This is a genomic window from Pseudomonas sp. LB3P31 (genome assembly GCF_054897945.1).
In genome coordinates this window covers 984,458-998,611 of record NZ_CM142710.1, presented here as the reverse complement: position 1 = coordinate 998,611, position 14,154 = coordinate 984,458, and the positions used below count along the sequence as shown (strand labels likewise).

The 14,154-nt window shown below is 60.6% G+C and carries 16 protein-coding genes; 6 read left to right on the top strand and 10 right to left on the bottom strand.

Annotation, left to right across the window (positions count from 1 at the left end; all coding sequences use genetic code 11):
* The first annotated feature begins 367 nt into the window (after positions 1-367).
* From ACYZTK_RS04375 to ACYZTK_RS04365, 3 genes are all read left to right on the top strand, one after another.
* Positions 368-772, top strand: a complete 405-nt coding sequence (locus ACYZTK_RS04375; protein ID WP_007907888.1) for a TraR/DksA family transcriptional regulator — start codon at positions 368-370, stop codon at positions 770-772.
* Between the two features lie 240 nt (positions 773-1,012).
* The gene (locus ACYZTK_RS04370; protein WP_462013310.1) at positions 1,013-2,650 is read left to right on the top strand and encodes a methyl-accepting chemotaxis protein; all 1,638 of its coding nucleotides are present in this window, start codon (positions 1,013-1,015) and stop codon (positions 2,648-2,650) included.
* A 119-nt stretch (positions 2,651-2,769) separates the two neighbouring features.
* Positions 2,770-2,973: a hypothetical protein gene (locus ACYZTK_RS04365; protein ID WP_462013309.1), complete on the top strand. Its 204-nt coding sequence runs from the start codon at positions 2,770-2,772 to the stop codon at positions 2,971-2,973.
* A 6-nt stretch (positions 2,974-2,979) separates the two neighbouring features.
* Here ACYZTK_RS04365 and ACYZTK_RS04360 read toward each other — a convergent pair whose 3' ends face one another.
* The 3 genes from ACYZTK_RS04360 to ACYZTK_RS04350 form a co-directional block, all read right to left on the bottom strand.
* Positions 2,980-3,219: a DUF2789 domain-containing protein gene (locus tag ACYZTK_RS04360; protein WP_462013308.1), complete on the bottom strand. Its 240-nt coding sequence runs from the start codon at positions 3,217-3,219 to the stop codon at positions 2,980-2,982.
* Positions 3,220-3,360: 141 nt separating this feature from the next.
* A complete protein-coding gene (locus ACYZTK_RS04355) occupies positions 3,361-3,591 on the bottom strand; it encodes a hypothetical protein (RefSeq protein ID WP_462013307.1) in 231 nt (76 codons plus the stop codon).
* Between the two features lie 156 nt (positions 3,592-3,747).
* Entirely contained in the window at positions 3,748-3,936 is a 189-nt protein-coding gene (locus ACYZTK_RS04350) for a hypothetical protein (RefSeq protein ID WP_462014854.1), read from the bottom strand.
* A 437-nt stretch (positions 3,937-4,373) separates the two neighbouring features.
* Between ACYZTK_RS04350 and ACYZTK_RS04345 the strand changes: the two genes are divergently transcribed.
* The 3 genes from ACYZTK_RS04345 to ACYZTK_RS04335 all read left to right on the top strand — a co-directional run bounded on the left by ACYZTK_RS04345 (position 4,374) and on the right by ACYZTK_RS04335 (position 6,524).
* Positions 4,374-4,844 (top strand): hypothetical protein, encoded by a 471-nt coding sequence (locus ACYZTK_RS04345; protein ID WP_462013306.1) that lies wholly within the window; start codon positions 4,374-4,376, stop codon positions 4,842-4,844.
* A 152-nt stretch (positions 4,845-4,996) separates the two neighbouring features.
* Positions 4,997-6,013 carry an ABC transporter substrate-binding protein gene (locus tag ACYZTK_RS04340; protein ID WP_462013305.1) on the top strand — a complete coding sequence of 339 codons (1,017 nt, stop codon included), beginning with the start codon at positions 4,997-4,999 and terminating at the stop codon, positions 6,011-6,013.
* A 73-nt stretch (positions 6,014-6,086) separates the two neighbouring features.
* A complete protein-coding gene (locus ACYZTK_RS04335; RefSeq protein ID WP_462013304.1) occupies positions 6,087-6,524 on the top strand; it encodes a DUF3995 domain-containing protein in 438 nt (145 codons plus the stop codon).
* A 96-nt stretch (positions 6,525-6,620) separates the two neighbouring features.
* Here ACYZTK_RS04335 and ACYZTK_RS04330 read toward each other — a convergent pair whose 3' ends face one another.
* From ACYZTK_RS04330 to ACYZTK_RS04300, 7 genes are all read right to left on the bottom strand, one after another.
* The gene (locus ACYZTK_RS04330) at positions 6,621-7,940 is read right to left on the bottom strand and encodes an MFS transporter (protein ID WP_462013303.1); all 1,320 of its coding nucleotides are present in this window, start codon (positions 7,938-7,940) and stop codon (positions 6,621-6,623) included.
* Between the two features lie 130 nt (positions 7,941-8,070).
* On the bottom strand, positions 8,071-8,433 hold the full coding sequence (locus ACYZTK_RS04325; protein ID WP_462013302.1) for a Na+/H+ antiporter subunit G: 363 nt from the start codon (positions 8,431-8,433) through the stop codon (positions 8,071-8,073).
* The gene (locus ACYZTK_RS04320; RefSeq protein ID WP_462013301.1) at positions 8,430-8,708 is read right to left on the bottom strand and encodes a K+/H+ antiporter subunit F; all 279 of its coding nucleotides are present in this window, start codon (positions 8,706-8,708) and stop codon (positions 8,430-8,432) included. Before ACYZTK_RS04320 ends, ACYZTK_RS04325 begins: the two co-directional genes overlap by 4 nt.
* On the bottom strand, positions 8,705-9,193 hold the full coding sequence (locus ACYZTK_RS04315; RefSeq protein WP_462013300.1) for a Na+/H+ antiporter subunit E: 489 nt from the start codon (positions 9,191-9,193) through the stop codon (positions 8,705-8,707). Before ACYZTK_RS04315 ends, ACYZTK_RS04320 begins: the two co-directional genes overlap by 4 nt.
* The gene (locus ACYZTK_RS04310) at positions 9,190-10,875 is read right to left on the bottom strand and encodes a monovalent cation/H+ antiporter subunit D (protein WP_462013299.1); all 1,686 of its coding nucleotides are present in this window, start codon (positions 10,873-10,875) and stop codon (positions 9,190-9,192) included. Before ACYZTK_RS04310 ends, ACYZTK_RS04315 begins: the two co-directional genes overlap by 4 nt.
* Positions 10,872-11,216 carry a Na+/H+ antiporter subunit C gene (locus ACYZTK_RS04305; RefSeq protein ID WP_003202835.1) on the bottom strand — a complete coding sequence of 115 codons (345 nt, stop codon included), beginning with the start codon at positions 11,214-11,216 and terminating at the stop codon, positions 10,872-10,874. Before ACYZTK_RS04305 ends, ACYZTK_RS04310 begins: the two co-directional genes overlap by 4 nt.
* Positions 11,216-14,134, bottom strand: coding sequence for a monovalent cation/H+ antiporter subunit A (locus tag ACYZTK_RS04300; RefSeq protein WP_462013298.1), 2,919 nt, complete (start codon positions 14,132-14,134; stop codon positions 11,216-11,218). Before ACYZTK_RS04300 ends, ACYZTK_RS04305 begins: the two co-directional genes overlap by 1 nt.
* Positions 14,135-14,154 lie beyond the last annotated feature (20 nt).

Here is a 14,154-nt window from a genome sequence, read left to right as displayed (position 1 = left end):
CAACGCTCCTTGGATAGCCATCACGGATGCTCAACCTTAGCTCAGCTTCGCCGCCGCGCAATACGGTGTAATAGATGAGGCTGATCCGCCGTTTGTCCTCTATATCAAGCCACCCGATTGAATTTCTTGCTATAAACGCACTCCGATAACCACTGCAACGACTGCCATAGAGCACTTTCGGGGTCTTGTCGGACGAATTCACTGTCTTTTCAGTTGCTGAGGCCTCAAGTCGGCCTTAGACTGCCGCCCCTCGTAAATTGAGTGCCGGGTGGCGCTTGGAATAAACGGCGCCTTTGCGTTGGCCCCACCAGGTCATGCGCAACGCTCCCTAATTCGCCTTAATGCACGTTTTTTTATAGAGATATCAATGACAAAGGACAAGTTGCTGGCCATGCCGGCGGATGACTACATGAATGCCGAGCAACATGCTTTTTTCTCCGAGCTGTTGCAGAACATGAAAGTCGAAACCCACGAGCGCATCGAACAAAATCGCATTGCCATCGAGAGCCTGGACACTCCAGCCGATCCGGCCGACGCTGCTTCCGTTGAAGAAGAGCGCACCTGGCTGGTCAACGCGATCGATCGCGACCAGCGCATGCTGCCTCAGTTGGAACAAGCCCTTGAGCGTATCAAGGAAGACAGCTTCGGCTGGTGCGATGACAGCGGCGAGGCCATCGGCCTCAAGCGTCTGCTGATCAGCCCGACCACCAAGTACTGCATCGAAGCGCAAGAGCGTCACGAACAGATCGACAAGCACCAGCGTCAGGCTTGATTTCGTAGCGCCCCATCGCGGGCAAGCCTGGCTCCCACAGAGTTCGCATTGGACTTGTGGGAGCAGGTAGCACCCCCATCGCGGGCAAGCCTTGCTCCCACAGGTCCATTCAGACCTTGTGGGAGCAAGGCTTGCCCGCGATGCTTTTGCACGTCTGCAGAAAACCCCACACGTTTCTATTGATCTGCTGCAATACCCACGACTAATGGACCATGGATAATGGCCATGTAGTGGCGTTAAATGCGCCTACAACAATTAGAAGATGGGGTGACGAAGATGACGAGAGACGGATCTCTGGTTGGGCCAGTGCCGGCACCAGTACCGATGACCCGCAATCGCTGGCTGACGCCGACGCTGCAAAGCATTGCGCTGTCACTCCTGCTCGGGGGGCTCACGCTCGGTGGCTGGTCGCTGACGATCGGCCTGCCATTGGCGATGCTGATTATCTGGCTGCCGCGCCTGCGGCAGCGCACCGCTCCTGAGGCGCCCGCCGACAAATCCGACGCCATTGGCGCATTGACCCGCGATCTTTCCTACGCCACCAGCCACAACGCGCTGTCAGCCGCCGGCGTGGCGTTCTCGGTCAAGCAATTGGCCGACCGCCTGCAATCGCAATTGGGCGCAGCTGCGCAAATCGTCAGCAATGCCGAGGTGCTGATCGCCACGGAGCAAGCCACTTCAGTGCTCAGCCAGCAAGCCCTGGGCGCCGCCAGTGAAGCGCATCACAGCAGTGCGGCCGGGCGTGCGCAACTGCTCGAATCGATCACGCGCATGCACCAGCTCAGTCAGCGCGCCAGCAGCAGTCGGGAAATGATCGAAGCCTTGAGCCTGCGCAGCGACGATATCCAGCGGGTCACCCTGGTGATCCAGTCCATCGCCAGCCAGACCAATCTACTCGCGTTGAACGCCGCCATCGAAGCGGCGCGGGCCGGCGAGCACGGCCGTGGCTTCGCGGTGGTCGCCGATGAAGTACGTGGCCTGGCCGCGCGCACGGCGACCGCCACCGGTGAAGTCGGCGAGATGGTGGCCGATATCCAGCAACGCACGGCGCAGGTCGTGGAGCAGATTCGCCAGCTTTCCAGCGATCTGGACCAGGGCGTCGAGCAGGTCGAGCAGACTGGCCAGCACCTGGACAACATTGCGCGCCTGGCGGCGGGAGTCGAGAATCAGGTCGGCGAGATCGCCCACGGCGCGGCGACCAATCGCGAGCAGCTCGACAGCCTGTTCCACGCCATCGAACACATGCGCAGCGACCTGGCGGTCAGCGACCAGCAGACCCAGCGCCTTGCCCTGGCAGCGGTACAAATGGAAGGGCAGGCGGAAACCATCAGCGAACGGCTCGCCGAAGTCGGCCTGGATGATTACCACCAGCGCATCTACGACCTTGCCCGGGAAGGCGCTAGCCAGATCACTGCGCGCTTCGAAGCGGATATTGACCAGGGCCGCGTCAGCCTCGACGATCTGTTTGATCGCAACTATCACGCGATCCCCAATACCAACCCGGGCAAATTCCACACTCGCTTCGATAAATATGCCGACCAGGTGTTGCCGGCCATTCAGGAACCGCTGCTGGAACGTCACGAGGGGCTGGTGTTCGCCATTGCCTGCACCCAGCAAGGCTACGTGCCGACTCACAACAAAGTGTTCAGCCAGCCGCTGACCGGCGATGCGGTAGTCGACGCGCTGCACAATCGCACCAAACGCAAATTTGCCGATCGCACCGGCATCCGCTGCGGCAGCCATCAGCAACCGGTGCTGCTGCAAACCTATACCCGCGATACCGGCGAACTGATGCACGATCTCTCGGTACCGATCCTGCTCAAGGGGCGTCACTGGGGTGGGTTGCGCTTGGGGTATAAGCCGGAAAACCCGCGCTGACAGGGACGATTGTTACCGGTTTGGCAACTGAGCTGTGCAGCGGCGTCGCTGTTTCCTCGCAATGAAACTGATTAATCTGGCCACATAGTTAGTTAGCTAATGAAGTGCGCGAGGTCAGTATGCAGAGCAAGGTGGATGTGGCGGTGATGATTGGCAGCGCTGTGCCCTCAAATCTTCGGGCGATAGGGCAAAGTGTGTGCTGGGTGGTGCTGCTCAACGGTGAGCGCCGTGGTACGGCGTTCGCCAGTCGCGACGAAGCGCAGGAATGCAAGGCTGCCTGGTTGGCGCAATTGGGCGCCGGGGCACCAGCCAGCCTGCATTAAACCGGCTTAGTGCTTCTGGTGCATGCGCAGGTTGAGGTCGTCGACCACCCGCGCCCAGTCGGCATCTTGGCGCAGTTGTTCTTTGAGGAAGGCGGCCTGCTGTGGGGTCCAGAAGTCGGCGTCGATGAGTTTCTTGTCTTCGGGGAGGGGGGAATGATGGTCGATGAAGTCGTCGATGGCCTTGTCGCTCGAATCCAGGCCGAGTTGGTCGAACAGACCAGTCAGATCATGTGTCGGTGCATCCATGTTGATCTCCTTGCGTGTCGCGTCGAGGGCGAGTTCCGAAGTACGGCTCATTGCATCTGAGGCGGCCGCGCTCCAGGAGTTCGATAGAGATTCTCATAACGATTGTCGAAAGCAGGGCAAGCATAGACTGCAAACTGACTGTCAGGCCTTCAACGCACCATCGTCGACGGCCTGCTTGAGTTGCTTGGCGGCATCCTGGGCGGCGAGGGCGGCAACGTCAGCGGTCTTGAACCAGCGATCCTTTTCAACCTGGTGATAGGTCACGGTGGTCAGCGGCGGTTTGGCGCGCATGATGATGACTGCCTGGAACTCGCCTTCGACCTCCCTGACTTCGCCCCGGATAAAAAATTCGCCGATATCAAATTCCGTCACGTCGCAGCCTTCCCTTGAGAATATTCTGTTGTTTTACACGTCGCCCGCCGTTGGGACGGATTTCGTTGGTCGGGCAGTATGGCAGTAGTTGCCTGCCGGCGGCTGAGATAAGTCGCCGGCATGACGAAACGTCTATCGGGGGAAAGCTGTAGGACTTCAGTGGCGCGATTCAAGTGAGCGGGCGAGGGCGCAGGCTTCGTTGTGGTTAGCGCGGAAACCTCTTACACGTCCGGTGGATATTTCCTTGATGTGGAAAAAGGCACTGCCCGCCAGCACCACCTGGAAACGCGGCAATTCAGCGCAGGACGAATGCCCGTCGTAGTGGGGCCAACCCGCAGGACTCATAGCCTGCAGGTGGTTCTTGGAGGGAGAAAGCAGCTGGCTGAAGTGTGTTTGAGTGCACATATGAAGTCCTTTTCGTGGGTTTGCCGACGTCTGTATGTCGTAATGGCTGGTCTGGATGAGCGTCGCTGCTCTAGAATCACCTGAGTGCCGGGTGACCGTTGCTTATCTAAAGTGATTTTTGCCCGGCAATCTGTAGGAAAAATGCTTTTTTCAAAGAGAATTTTCCCTAAAGTTGATAGTCCGTTATCTCTTGCATAAAAAAAGGCGTTTTCCTTCGAGTCATCAGGATCGCCAGGCGGGGCGACGGGGTAGGTATTCCATTATTCTGGTTATCCCGGGGTTTAAACCCGGTTTTTGATCTCACCTCGGCATTGCCGCTTTTTTCTGCCGTGCGCCCGATTCGTGCGCGGCATCATTTCAGATGTGGGGATGTTTCCTTGGCAGTAAGTAATCTCGATATGCATGCTTTGTTCGTGCTGGGTGATCTGCGCGCAAAGCTGGTTAAACAGTTTCAATCACGTTTCGTTTACATCACCGAACAGAACGCCGAGGGCATATACATTGCCGAGATCGACACCGAAGAGTCGCTGGTCGTAGATGACAAGCCCGGGCTCAAGCTCAAGGTCGGTGATCACTTCAGCGCCTCCGTGCTGCCGAGTCGCGAAGGCGGCAAGCTGGACATCAAGTTTCGCGAAATTAAACTGACCGTTTACGGCATAGGCGACTACGCGTTCGTCACCACCGCTGATGGCCACGGCATCGTGTTCAAGGAAGGTCATAGTGTGGTGATGGTATTTGCCGCGCACCAGCAGTTGCAGGAAGGCCTGACCAAGACCCTCAAGGCGGTCACCGCCAAGGCCGCCAAATGGCGCAAGGGCGAGTTGGTAACGTTCAAGGCCAGCGAGTAACAGGTCGCGGCTGCAGGAAACTTCCGAAAATAGATTCATGCCTCTCGAAAGCAGGAACCTCTACTACAGTCAGTGGACTGAGTATTTTGAGGCTCGCGGTCTTCTGCCCGGCCATCCTGCTATTGCTGTGAATCAGCACGAGGTGCAAAAGCATGAAAGGATTACGACGGTTGCTGGCCGCTGCCGTGGCCACTGGCGCATTGTTCGCATCATCCGGTCCGGTAGCCGCCGCCCAGGCGCCCATTCATTTTGCCGACCTGAACTGGGAAAGCGGCAGCCTGATCACCGACATCCTGCGGATCATTGTCGAGAAGGGCTACGGACTGCCGACCGATACCTTGCCCGGCACCACCATTACCCTGGAAACCGCGCTAGCCAACAACGACATTCAGGTGATCGGTGAAGAGTGGGCTGGGCGCAGTCCGGTCTGGGTCAAGGCCGAAGCTGAAGGCAAGGTGGTGAGCCTGGGCGATACGGTGAAAGGTGCGACCGAAGGCTGGTGGGTGCCCGAATACGTGATCAAGGGCGACCCGGCCAAGGGCATCAAGGCCGTGGCGCCAGACCTGCGCAGCGTGACTGATCTGCCCAGATACAAGGACGTGTTCAGCGATCCGGAATCACCCGGTAAGGGCCGTTTCCTCAACAGCCCGATCGGCTGGACTTCCGAAGTGGTCAACAAGCAAAAGCTCAAGGCCTATGGGCTGGACGACAGCTACGTGAACTTCCGCAGCGGCTCGGGCGCGGCCCTGGACGCCGAGATCAGTTCGTCGATTCGCCGGGGTAAACCGATCCTGTTTTACTACTGGTCGCCTACGCCGTTGCTTGGCCGCTTCAAGCTGATTCAGCTGGAAGAACCGCCATTCAATGCTGAAGCCTGGAAGACCCTCACCGACGCCGATAACCCCAACCCGCAACCGACCCGCTCGCTGGCTTCGAAGCTCTCGATCGGCGTGTCCACGCCGTTCCAGAAACAGTACCCGCAAATTGCCGAGTTCTTCAGCAAGGTCGATTTTCCGATTGATCCGCTGAACAAGGCGCTGGCCGAGATGAGCGAAAAACACACGGCGCCACGCCATGCGGCCGAAGCGTTCATGAAGGCGCACCCGGACGTGTGGCAGGCCTGGGTGCCCAAGGATGTGGCCGCCAAAGTCTCTGCCGAGTTGAAGTGATCAGGAATCTACCCTTACATAAACGTTCGGGGAGGTTCATCCTGCGCCCACATTTCACGCTGGATGTTTGACTATGAGCCTGATAATCGCGCAATGGATGGCAGCCGTCTTCCTCCTCATCAGCCTGGTGCACCTGTACTGGGCCGCAGGGGGCAAATTGGGCAGCGAAGCCGCCGTGCCGCGACTGCCCAGGGAGGGCGAGCTGGGGTCCAGGCCGGCGTTCAAGCCTTCAGGGTTCGGCACGTTGCTGGTGGCGGTCGGCTTGTTACTGATCGCGATGCTGGTGTGCCTGCGGGTCGGTTTGTACCTGCCGACGGTGCACCACTGGTCGCTGCAATGGGTGATCAGCGCGATTGCGATGCTGATGTTCGCCCGGGCGATCGGCGATTCGAATCTGGTGGGGTTTTTCAAACAGGTCAATGACTCGCGCTTTGCCCGGCTGGATACCTGGGCGTATTCGCCATTGTGTGTGGTGCTGGGGGCAGGGTTGCTGGCGGTGGCTTGGATTTGAAGAGCGGTGCAAACACTGTGGAAGCAAGGCTCTGTGGAGCAAGATATTGTGGGTAGCAAGGCTCTGTGGGAGCAAGGCTTGCCCGCGATGAGGCCGTCAAGCCTTGCGATAGCTGTCAGTGAACGCATCAGGATACTTTCGTAGATAAGCCTCATTGAGCTTAGTATCCTGCGACCGCATGAAGGTTTTGAAATCAGGTACCAAAAAAACCAGGCCTGATAAAAGCAGCACCATCATACCCAGCACCGTGATCGTCAGTGCCACTCCAAGATGGGCAATGAAGGTGTTCATCGCAAAACTGCCCAACGGGCTGGCCAGCGCGGACACAAATGCAACCGTGGCAAACACCCGGTTGCGATGCAGCTTTGGCGTCGCCAGCAACCTGACAGCGGAGGTAGGGATGTTTATCAGCATCAGGCCGACACCGCCGCAGAAGAAGGCGAGGGTCACGATTACCGAAGCTGATACGGTCCCGACCACCACCAGATTGCAACCCAGGAGTGCAAAACCTGCGGATACACACAGGTCACGGGGGATTCGCCCGGATAACCATCCGATGATCTTGTAACTGCCCATCAAAATTCCCAAGCCGAAACTTGCATCGAGAAGACCAGTGTAAGTAACCGGGTACTGGATGACGTCCTTTACATACAGTGGGAGCAAGATGGTGAAAAACGGAAACAGGGCAAAGTTGATCAGCATTGCAATGATGGCCAGGTAAAATTCGACTTTCACTCCGTAGACTACCTTGAAGCCCGAATAGATCATGCTGAAGCCACTGGCCTGCGGAGTTTTTTCGCTTTTGCCAGGCGTACCGATAGGGTTTGGGATAGTCGCAATCAATGTTCCTGCGATGAGAATTGCAACAAAATCGGCGGTCAAAGCCAACGTGATACCCAGTCCGTAAATCAACCCGCTGGCCAGTACCGGGCCCAGCAGATTGGAAAACGACGACATCACGCTTTTGCTCCTGAAGGCCAGCGTGACTTTATCGTCGTTTGCAAACAACGGAATTATCGACGCCTGAAGCGGGTCGCGCACGCCGACAATCGCACTGCTGACCATCATCAGCGCGCCCACGGTCCAGGGGTTGAACAAGCCAGTGGCGGACAGCACCAGCATCAAAAGCGCTGTCACCAAGCTGATCCATGAAGCGAACTTGATGATCAGGATTTTGTTGTACTTGTCCCCCATCCATCCCAGCAGGGGTTTGGCCAACACCTCCGCCGCGATGGAACAGGCAATCATATTGGCGAAGTACAGCGCCGAGCCTGTTTCCTGAAGAGCCCACCAGGCTACTGCCAGTTGATTGCAACGTCCGCCCAGCACCATCAGGAAAAAGCTGAATTGGACCTTCAGCAGGCGCCGGTCGATGCTGGGGGAAATACGCAGGATGTTCGTAAAGTTCAAACTCATCGACTTACCGGATGTTCGCACATTGTCCACCATCCTTGTGGGAGCAAGGCTTGCCCGCGATGGCGTCCTTGAATTTACCGCAGGGCTTGAAGGCTCCATCGCGGGCAAGCCTTGCTCCCACAGATAAGGGTCAACTCCCGCTTTCCGTACTCCGGCTACTGACTTCGGCGGGCACATCGTCGCCGGCCATGCGCTTGCGGAACAGCGCCGCCCGGGCCAGCAGCAGGGTGGTCACCGGCACGGTGAGGGCCAGCAGGATCGGGATCAGCCAGGCGTGTACTACCGGCGCGGACTTGAGCGCCGAGAAGTAGATGATCGACGCCAGGGCCACGCTCCAGGCCCCCAGGGTCGAGGCCAGTGCCGGCGGGTGCATGCGCTGGAAGTAGTCCTTCATGCGCAGCAGCCCGACGGCGCCGATCAGCGCGAACAGACTGCTGAGCACCAGCAGGATCGCCACCGGCACTTCAACCCATAAAGACAGTTCAGCGCTCATTCGATCACCTCGCCACGCAGGAGGAATTTCGCCAGGGCAAACGAGCCGACGAAGCCGAACAACCCGATCAGCAACGCTGCCTCGAAGTAGGTGTCACTGGCATAACGAATGCCCAGGGTCAGCATCACCAGCATCGCGACGATGTACAAATAATCCAGCGCCAGAACCCGGTCCTGGGCCGATGGGCCCTTGAACAGGCGTATCAGGGTCAGGACCATCGCCAGGGAGAAGATGAACAGGCTCAGCAGGATCGCATTCGACAGCAGCGGGCTCATTCGAAGATCTCCATCAAGGGGCGCTCGTAGGTGGCCTTGAAGTGCTCGATGAACAGCGCTTCGTCATCCAGATCGAACACGTGCAGCAACAGGATGCTGCGGTCCAGCGCCAGCTCCGACCAGACGGTGCCCGGCACCACGGTGGTGATCATCGACAAGGCGGCCAGGCCGTTGGCGTCGCGCAGGTCCAGCGGCACCTTGATGAACCGCGAACGCGGTGGGCGTCGCCCGGCATTGAGCACGCTCCAGGCGACGGCGAGGTTGGATGACACCACGTCGCGCCCGACCAGCAGGAACAGGCGCAGGATCACCCCGGGCCGGCGAATACGGATCGGCAGTGGCCGCAGTTTGCGCATCATCAGTGGCGCGCAGAACCCAAGGATGGCGCCCAGCAGCAAGTTGCCCGGGCTGATCGACAGGTTCAGCGCCAGCCATAGGGCCCACAGGGCCAGCGACAACCAGGGAGCGGGAAACAGGCGTTTCATGGGCGCACCTCCGCCATTGCGGCTTGCGCCTCAGGGCTTGGGACGGCGCGAGTGCCCAGCACCGCCATGACGTATTGCTGGGGATTGTTCAGCGCATCCGCAGCTGCCTGGGTGTAGCGCAGCAGCGGCTCGGCCTTGAAGGTGAGCAGGATGCTCAAGCCCAGCAAGGCGAAAATCGGCACGCATTCGAAGCGCCGCAGCAGCGGTGAAGGTCGCTCCTCCGGCGTCCAGAAGCGCTGGATGCCCAAGCGCGAGAATGCGATCAGCGACGCCAGCCCGGAGATGATCAGCAGCGCCAGCAGGCCCCACGCGGCGTTCGACACCGGTTCGTCGCCGCTGCTGCCCAGGCCAAGGGGATTGAGCAGGGCATGCAGCAAGCCCAGCTTGCCGATGAAGCCGGAGAGCGGCGGCATGCCGATGATCAGCAGCGAGCAGGCGATAAAGCTCAAGCCGAGGAAGGCCATGGTCCAGGGGATCACTTGGCCGACTACGGCTTTCTGCTCATCGTCGAGGTTGATGCCTTTGGCCGGCTGCAGGGATTCCATGGGCCGTGGCAGCAAGTCACCGTCGTCGAACAGCGGCATCTCGTTGGCCGAACGCGAACGCTCGATCAGCTCGGCCAGCAGGAACAGTGCGCTCAATGCCAGGGTCGAGCTGACCAGGTAGAACAGCGCCGCGCCGATCAACGCGGGCTGGGCGAAGCCTATGGACGCCAGCAGAATGCCCGCCGACACCAGAATGCTCAGGCTGGCCAGGCGTTCCAGGCGTTGCGCGGCCAGGATCGCCACTGCCGCACAGGCAATGGTCGCCATGCCGCCGTAGATCAGCCAGTCGCCGCCAAAGTACGCCGAGGCACCGGCTTGCCCGGAGAACAGCAGGGTCCACAGGCGCAGCAAGGTGTAGACACCGACCTTGGTCATGATCGCAAACATTGCCGCCACCGGTGCGCTGGCGGCGGAATAGGCCGGGACCAGCCAGAAATTCAGCGGCCACATTCCGGCCTTGGCCAGGAAGGCCACCGCCAGAATCCCCGCGCCGGCATGCAGGAGGCCGCGATCGGCTTCCGGCACCAGGGGGATTTTCAGCGCCAGGTCGGCCATGTTCAAAGTGCCGGTGACGCCGTAGATCAGTGCCGCGCCAATCAGGAACAACGACGAGGCCAGCAGGTTGATCGAGATGTAATGCAGGCCGGCCGACACCCGGGAGCGCCCCGAACCGTGCAGCATCAGGCCGTAGGAGGCGGCCAGCAGCACTTCGAAGAACACGAACAGGTTGAACAGGTCGGCGGTCAGGAAGGCGCCATACAGACCCATCATCTGGATCTGGAACAGCGCGTGGAAGCTCGAACCGGCACCGTCCCAGCGGGCCATCGCGAACAGCAGGGCGCTGACGCCGATGATCCCGGTCAGCACCAGCATCATCGCCGAGAGCCGGTCGACCACCAGCACGATGCCGAACGGCGCCTGCCAGTTGCCCGGCAGATAGACGCCGATGGAGCCGGGGATGTCGGTCTCGGTGGTCCATTGCAGCAACAGCACGGCAATGCCCAGGCCGATCAGGCTGGAGAGCAGGTTGATCCTGGCTTTCAGTGGCCGGTGTTTTTCCCCCAGCAGAAGCATCACGGCGGCCGTCAACAGCGGCAGCAAAATCGGTGCGGCGATCAGGTGCGGCATCAGATTCATTCTTTAGGCTCCCGGCCATCCACATGGTCAGTGCCGGTCAGGCCCCTGGAGGCCAGCAGCACGACCAGAAACAACGCGGTCATGGCGAAGCTGATGACGATTGCGGTCAGCACCAGGGCCTGGGGCAGCGGATCGGTGTAGTGCAGCAGGTCCTGGGGCACGCCGTCCTTGATGATCGGCTCCTTGCCGATGAACAGGCTGCCCATGCTGAAGATGAACAGATTGACGCCGTAGGACAGCAGGCACAGGCCCATGACCACCTGGAAGGTCCGTGGCCGCAGGACCAGCCAGACGCCGGAGGCGGCCAGGACGCCGATGGCGATTGCGATGACTTCTTCCATCAGACGGCTCCTTTGCTGGCGACGGATTTGGGCAGGGCCGCGGTTTTATGGCCACGTACCGATTGGTGGGCGAGGGCGGTCAGGATCAACAAGGTCGAGCCCACTACCACCGAATACACGCCGATGTCGAAGAACAGCGCGCTGGCCAGGTGAATGGCGCCGAACACCGGCAGGTCAAAGTGCCAGGTGTGGGTGGTCAGGAACGGATAACCGACCGCCATCGCGCCGAGGCCGGTGACCGTGGCGAACAACAATCCGGTGCCCATCCAGCGCAACGGTCGCAGGCTCATCTGCGCTTCGACCCACTGCGTACCGGCGACCATGTATTGCAGGATGAACGCCACCGACATCACCAGCCCGGCGACAAAGCCGCCGCCCGGTTGATTGTGGCCGCGCATGAACAGGTAGATCGACACCACGAATGCGATTGGCAGCAGCAGGCGCACCAGCACCGCCGGCACCATCATGAAGCCCAATGCGGTATCGCTGGCCTGACGCGGGTTGACCAGGTCTGTCACCACGTCCGGCGCCAGCAAACGCTGTTGGGCGGGTAATTGCAGGCTCTCTTTTGGAGGGCGGAAACGTCGCAGCAGGGCGAACACGGTCAACGCCACGGCGGCGAGCACGGTGATTTCTCCGAGGGTGTCAAAGCCTCGGAAGTCCACGAGCATCACGTTCACCACGTTGCTGCCGCCGCCTTCAGGCAAGGCGCGGCTGAGGTAGAACGAAGAAATGTCGTTGGGCGTCTGGCGCGTCAGCATGGCGTAGGACAGCAGCGCCATGCCGCCACCGACGGCGGTCGACAACAGCAGGTCGCGCAGGCGGCGGATGCGTGCCTTGCGCAAGGTGCTCGGCAGCGGTGCAACCTCTTCGATCCGCCGCGGCAACCAGCGCAGGCCCAGCAGGATCAGGACTGTGGTGACCACTTCAACCACCAGCTGCGTCAAGGCCAGGTCGGGCGCAGAGAACCAGACGAAGGTGATGCAGGTCATCAGCCCACACACGCTGACCATGGTCAGGGCTGCCAGCCGGTGATACTTGGCTTGCCAGGCGGCGCCGAGGGCACAGGCGATTGCCAGCAGCCACAGGGTCACGAACACGATCGAGCCGGGAATCTTCGGCCGGTCGCCCCAGGTCAGGCTGCCGTGCAGCATCGGGATCAGTCCGGCCAGTACGGCGGCGAGCACCACCAGGAACAGCTGGGTCTGCAGGCGCTTGGTACTGATCCGCCGTTCCAGGCGTCGGGCCAGGCGCATCATCACCACCAGGCTGCGTTCGAACTGGCGCTTGCCGTTGAAGCGGCCAATCAGCGGCGGGTACTTGAAGCGTCCACGCTTGAGCTGGTTGCGCAGCAGCAGATAGAGCGCGATGCCACCGGTCATGGCGATCAGGCTCATGATCATCGGGGCATTCCAGCCATGCCAGATGGCCAGGCTGTACTGCGGCAACGTGCCGCCAACCACCGGCCGAGCAGCGGCGGCCAGCAGCGGGCCGACCACCTGTGCCGGGAAAATCCCCACCACCAGGCAGGCGAACACCAGCAGCTCGACCGGTGCGCGCATCCAGCGCGGCGGCTCATGCGGGGTGTGCGGCAGGTCGGTGGCGGTCGGGCCGAAGAACACGTCAGCGGTGAAGCGTAGCGAGTAGGCGACGCTGAAGGTGCCGGCGATGGTCGCGACGATCGGCAGGGTCATTTCGACCCAGGCAGTGGCGTTGATGAACACGGTTTCGGCGAAGAACATTTCCTTCGACAGGAAGCCGTTGAGCAGCGGCACGCCGGCCATCGAGGCGCTGGCGACCATGGCCAGGGTGGCGGTGTAGGGAATCAGGCGGATCAGGCCGCTAAGCTTGCGGATGTCGCGGGTGCCACTTTCGTGGTCGATGATCCCGGCGGCCATGAACAGCGAAGCCTTGAAGGTGGCGTGGTTGAGGGTATGGAACACCGCGGCCACGGCGGCCAGGGGGCTGTTCAGGCCCAGCAGCAAAGTGATCAGGCCCAGATGGCTGATGGTCGAGTAGGCCAGCAGGCCCTTGAGGTCGTTCTGGAACATCGCGCAGTAGGCACCGAGCAGCAAGGTGCAGGCGCCAGCGCCGCTGACGATGTAGAACCATTCTTCACTGCCGGACAACGAAGGCCACAGGCGCGCGAGCAGGAATACCCCGGCCTTGACCATGGTCGCCGAGTGCAGATAAGCCGAGACGGGCGTTGGCGCCGCCATTGCGTGGGGCAGCCAGAAATGGAAGGGGAATTGCGCGCTTTTGCTCAGGGCGCCGATCAGGATAAGTGGAAGCAGAATAGGGTAGAGGGCATGTGCACGAATCAGCTCGCCGGCGGCCAGGACCTTGTCCAGGTCATAGCTGCCGACCACATGGCCAAGCAGCATGACCCCCGCCAGCAGGCACAGTCCGCCAGCCCCGGTGACCATCAGCGCCATGTAGGCGCCACGGCGGGCATCGGCGCGGTGGTGCCAGTAGCCGATCAGCAGGAATGAAAAGAGGCTGGTCAGCTCCCAGAAGAACACCATCTGGATCAGGTTGCCGGAGATCACCAGGCCGAGCATGGCGCCCATGAACGCCAGGAAAAACGCGAAGAAGCGCGGCACCGGATCGTCCGGCGACATGTAGTAGCGGGCGTACAGCGAGACCAGTGTGCCGATGCCCAGCACCAGCATGGAGAACAGCCAGGCAAAGCCGTCCATGCGCAGGACGAAGTTCAGGCCGAGGCTGGGCAGCCAGGTGAATTCCTCGCGAATGACCCCGCCATCGGCGATTTGCGGGAACAGCAAGGCGACCTGGACGGTGCCTATCAGGGCGACCAGGCCAGCCAGTAATGATTCGGTGTTACGCGCATTGTGCGGCAGCATGGCTGCCAGACAGCTGCCGACAAAGGGCAGAAGCAGTAGAACTATCAGGGACATAGGCTTCTAATCTGCGGAGG

Bases quoted from the DNA above. Each gene is read 5' to 3' on its own strand.
- ACYZTK_RS04375 (WP_007907888.1), top strand. From the start codon at position 368: ATGACAAAGGACAAGTTGCTGGCCATGCCGGCGGATGACTACATGAAT.
- ACYZTK_RS04370 (WP_462013310.1), top strand. From the start codon at position 1,013: ATGCGCCTACAACAATTAGAAGATGGGGTGACGAAGATGACGAGAGAC.
- ACYZTK_RS04365 (WP_462013309.1), top strand. From the start codon at position 2,770: ATGCAGAGCAAGGTGGATGTGGCGGTGATGATTGGCAGCGCTGTGCCC.
- ACYZTK_RS04360 (WP_462013308.1), bottom strand. From the start codon at position 3,219: ATGGATGCACCGACACATGATCTGACTGGTCTGTTCGACCAACTCGGC.
- ACYZTK_RS04350 (WP_462014854.1), bottom strand. From the start codon at position 3,936: ATGAGTCCTGCGGGTTGGCCCCACTACGACGGGCATTCGTCCTGCGCT.
- ACYZTK_RS04340 (WP_462013305.1), top strand. From the start codon at position 4,997: ATGAAAGGATTACGACGGTTGCTGGCCGCTGCCGTGGCCACTGGCGCA.
- ACYZTK_RS04335 (WP_462013304.1), top strand. From the start codon at position 6,087: ATGAGCCTGATAATCGCGCAATGGATGGCAGCCGTCTTCCTCCTCATC.
- ACYZTK_RS04330 (WP_462013303.1), bottom strand. From the start codon at position 7,940: ATGAGTTTGAACTTTACGAACATCCTGCGTATTTCCCCCAGCATCGAC.
- ACYZTK_RS04325 (WP_462013302.1), bottom strand. From the start codon at position 8,433: ATGAGCGCTGAACTGTCTTTATGGGTTGAAGTGCCGGTGGCGATCCTG.
- ACYZTK_RS04320 (WP_462013301.1), bottom strand. From the start codon at position 8,708: ATGAGCCCGCTGCTGTCGAATGCGATCCTGCTGAGCCTGTTCATCTTC.
- ACYZTK_RS04315 (WP_462013300.1), bottom strand. From the start codon at position 9,193: ATGAAACGCCTGTTTCCCGCTCCCTGGTTGTCGCTGGCCCTGTGGGCC.
- ACYZTK_RS04310 (WP_462013299.1), bottom strand. From the start codon at position 10,875: ATGAATCTGATGCCGCACCTGATCGCCGCACCGATTTTGCTGCCGCTG.
- ACYZTK_RS04305 (WP_003202835.1), bottom strand. From the start codon at position 11,216: ATGGAAGAAGTCATCGCAATCGCCATCGGCGTCCTGGCCGCCTCCGGC.
- ACYZTK_RS04300 (WP_462013298.1), bottom strand. From the start codon at position 14,134: ATGTCCCTGATAGTTCTACTGCTTCTGCCCTTTGTCGGCAGCTGTCTG.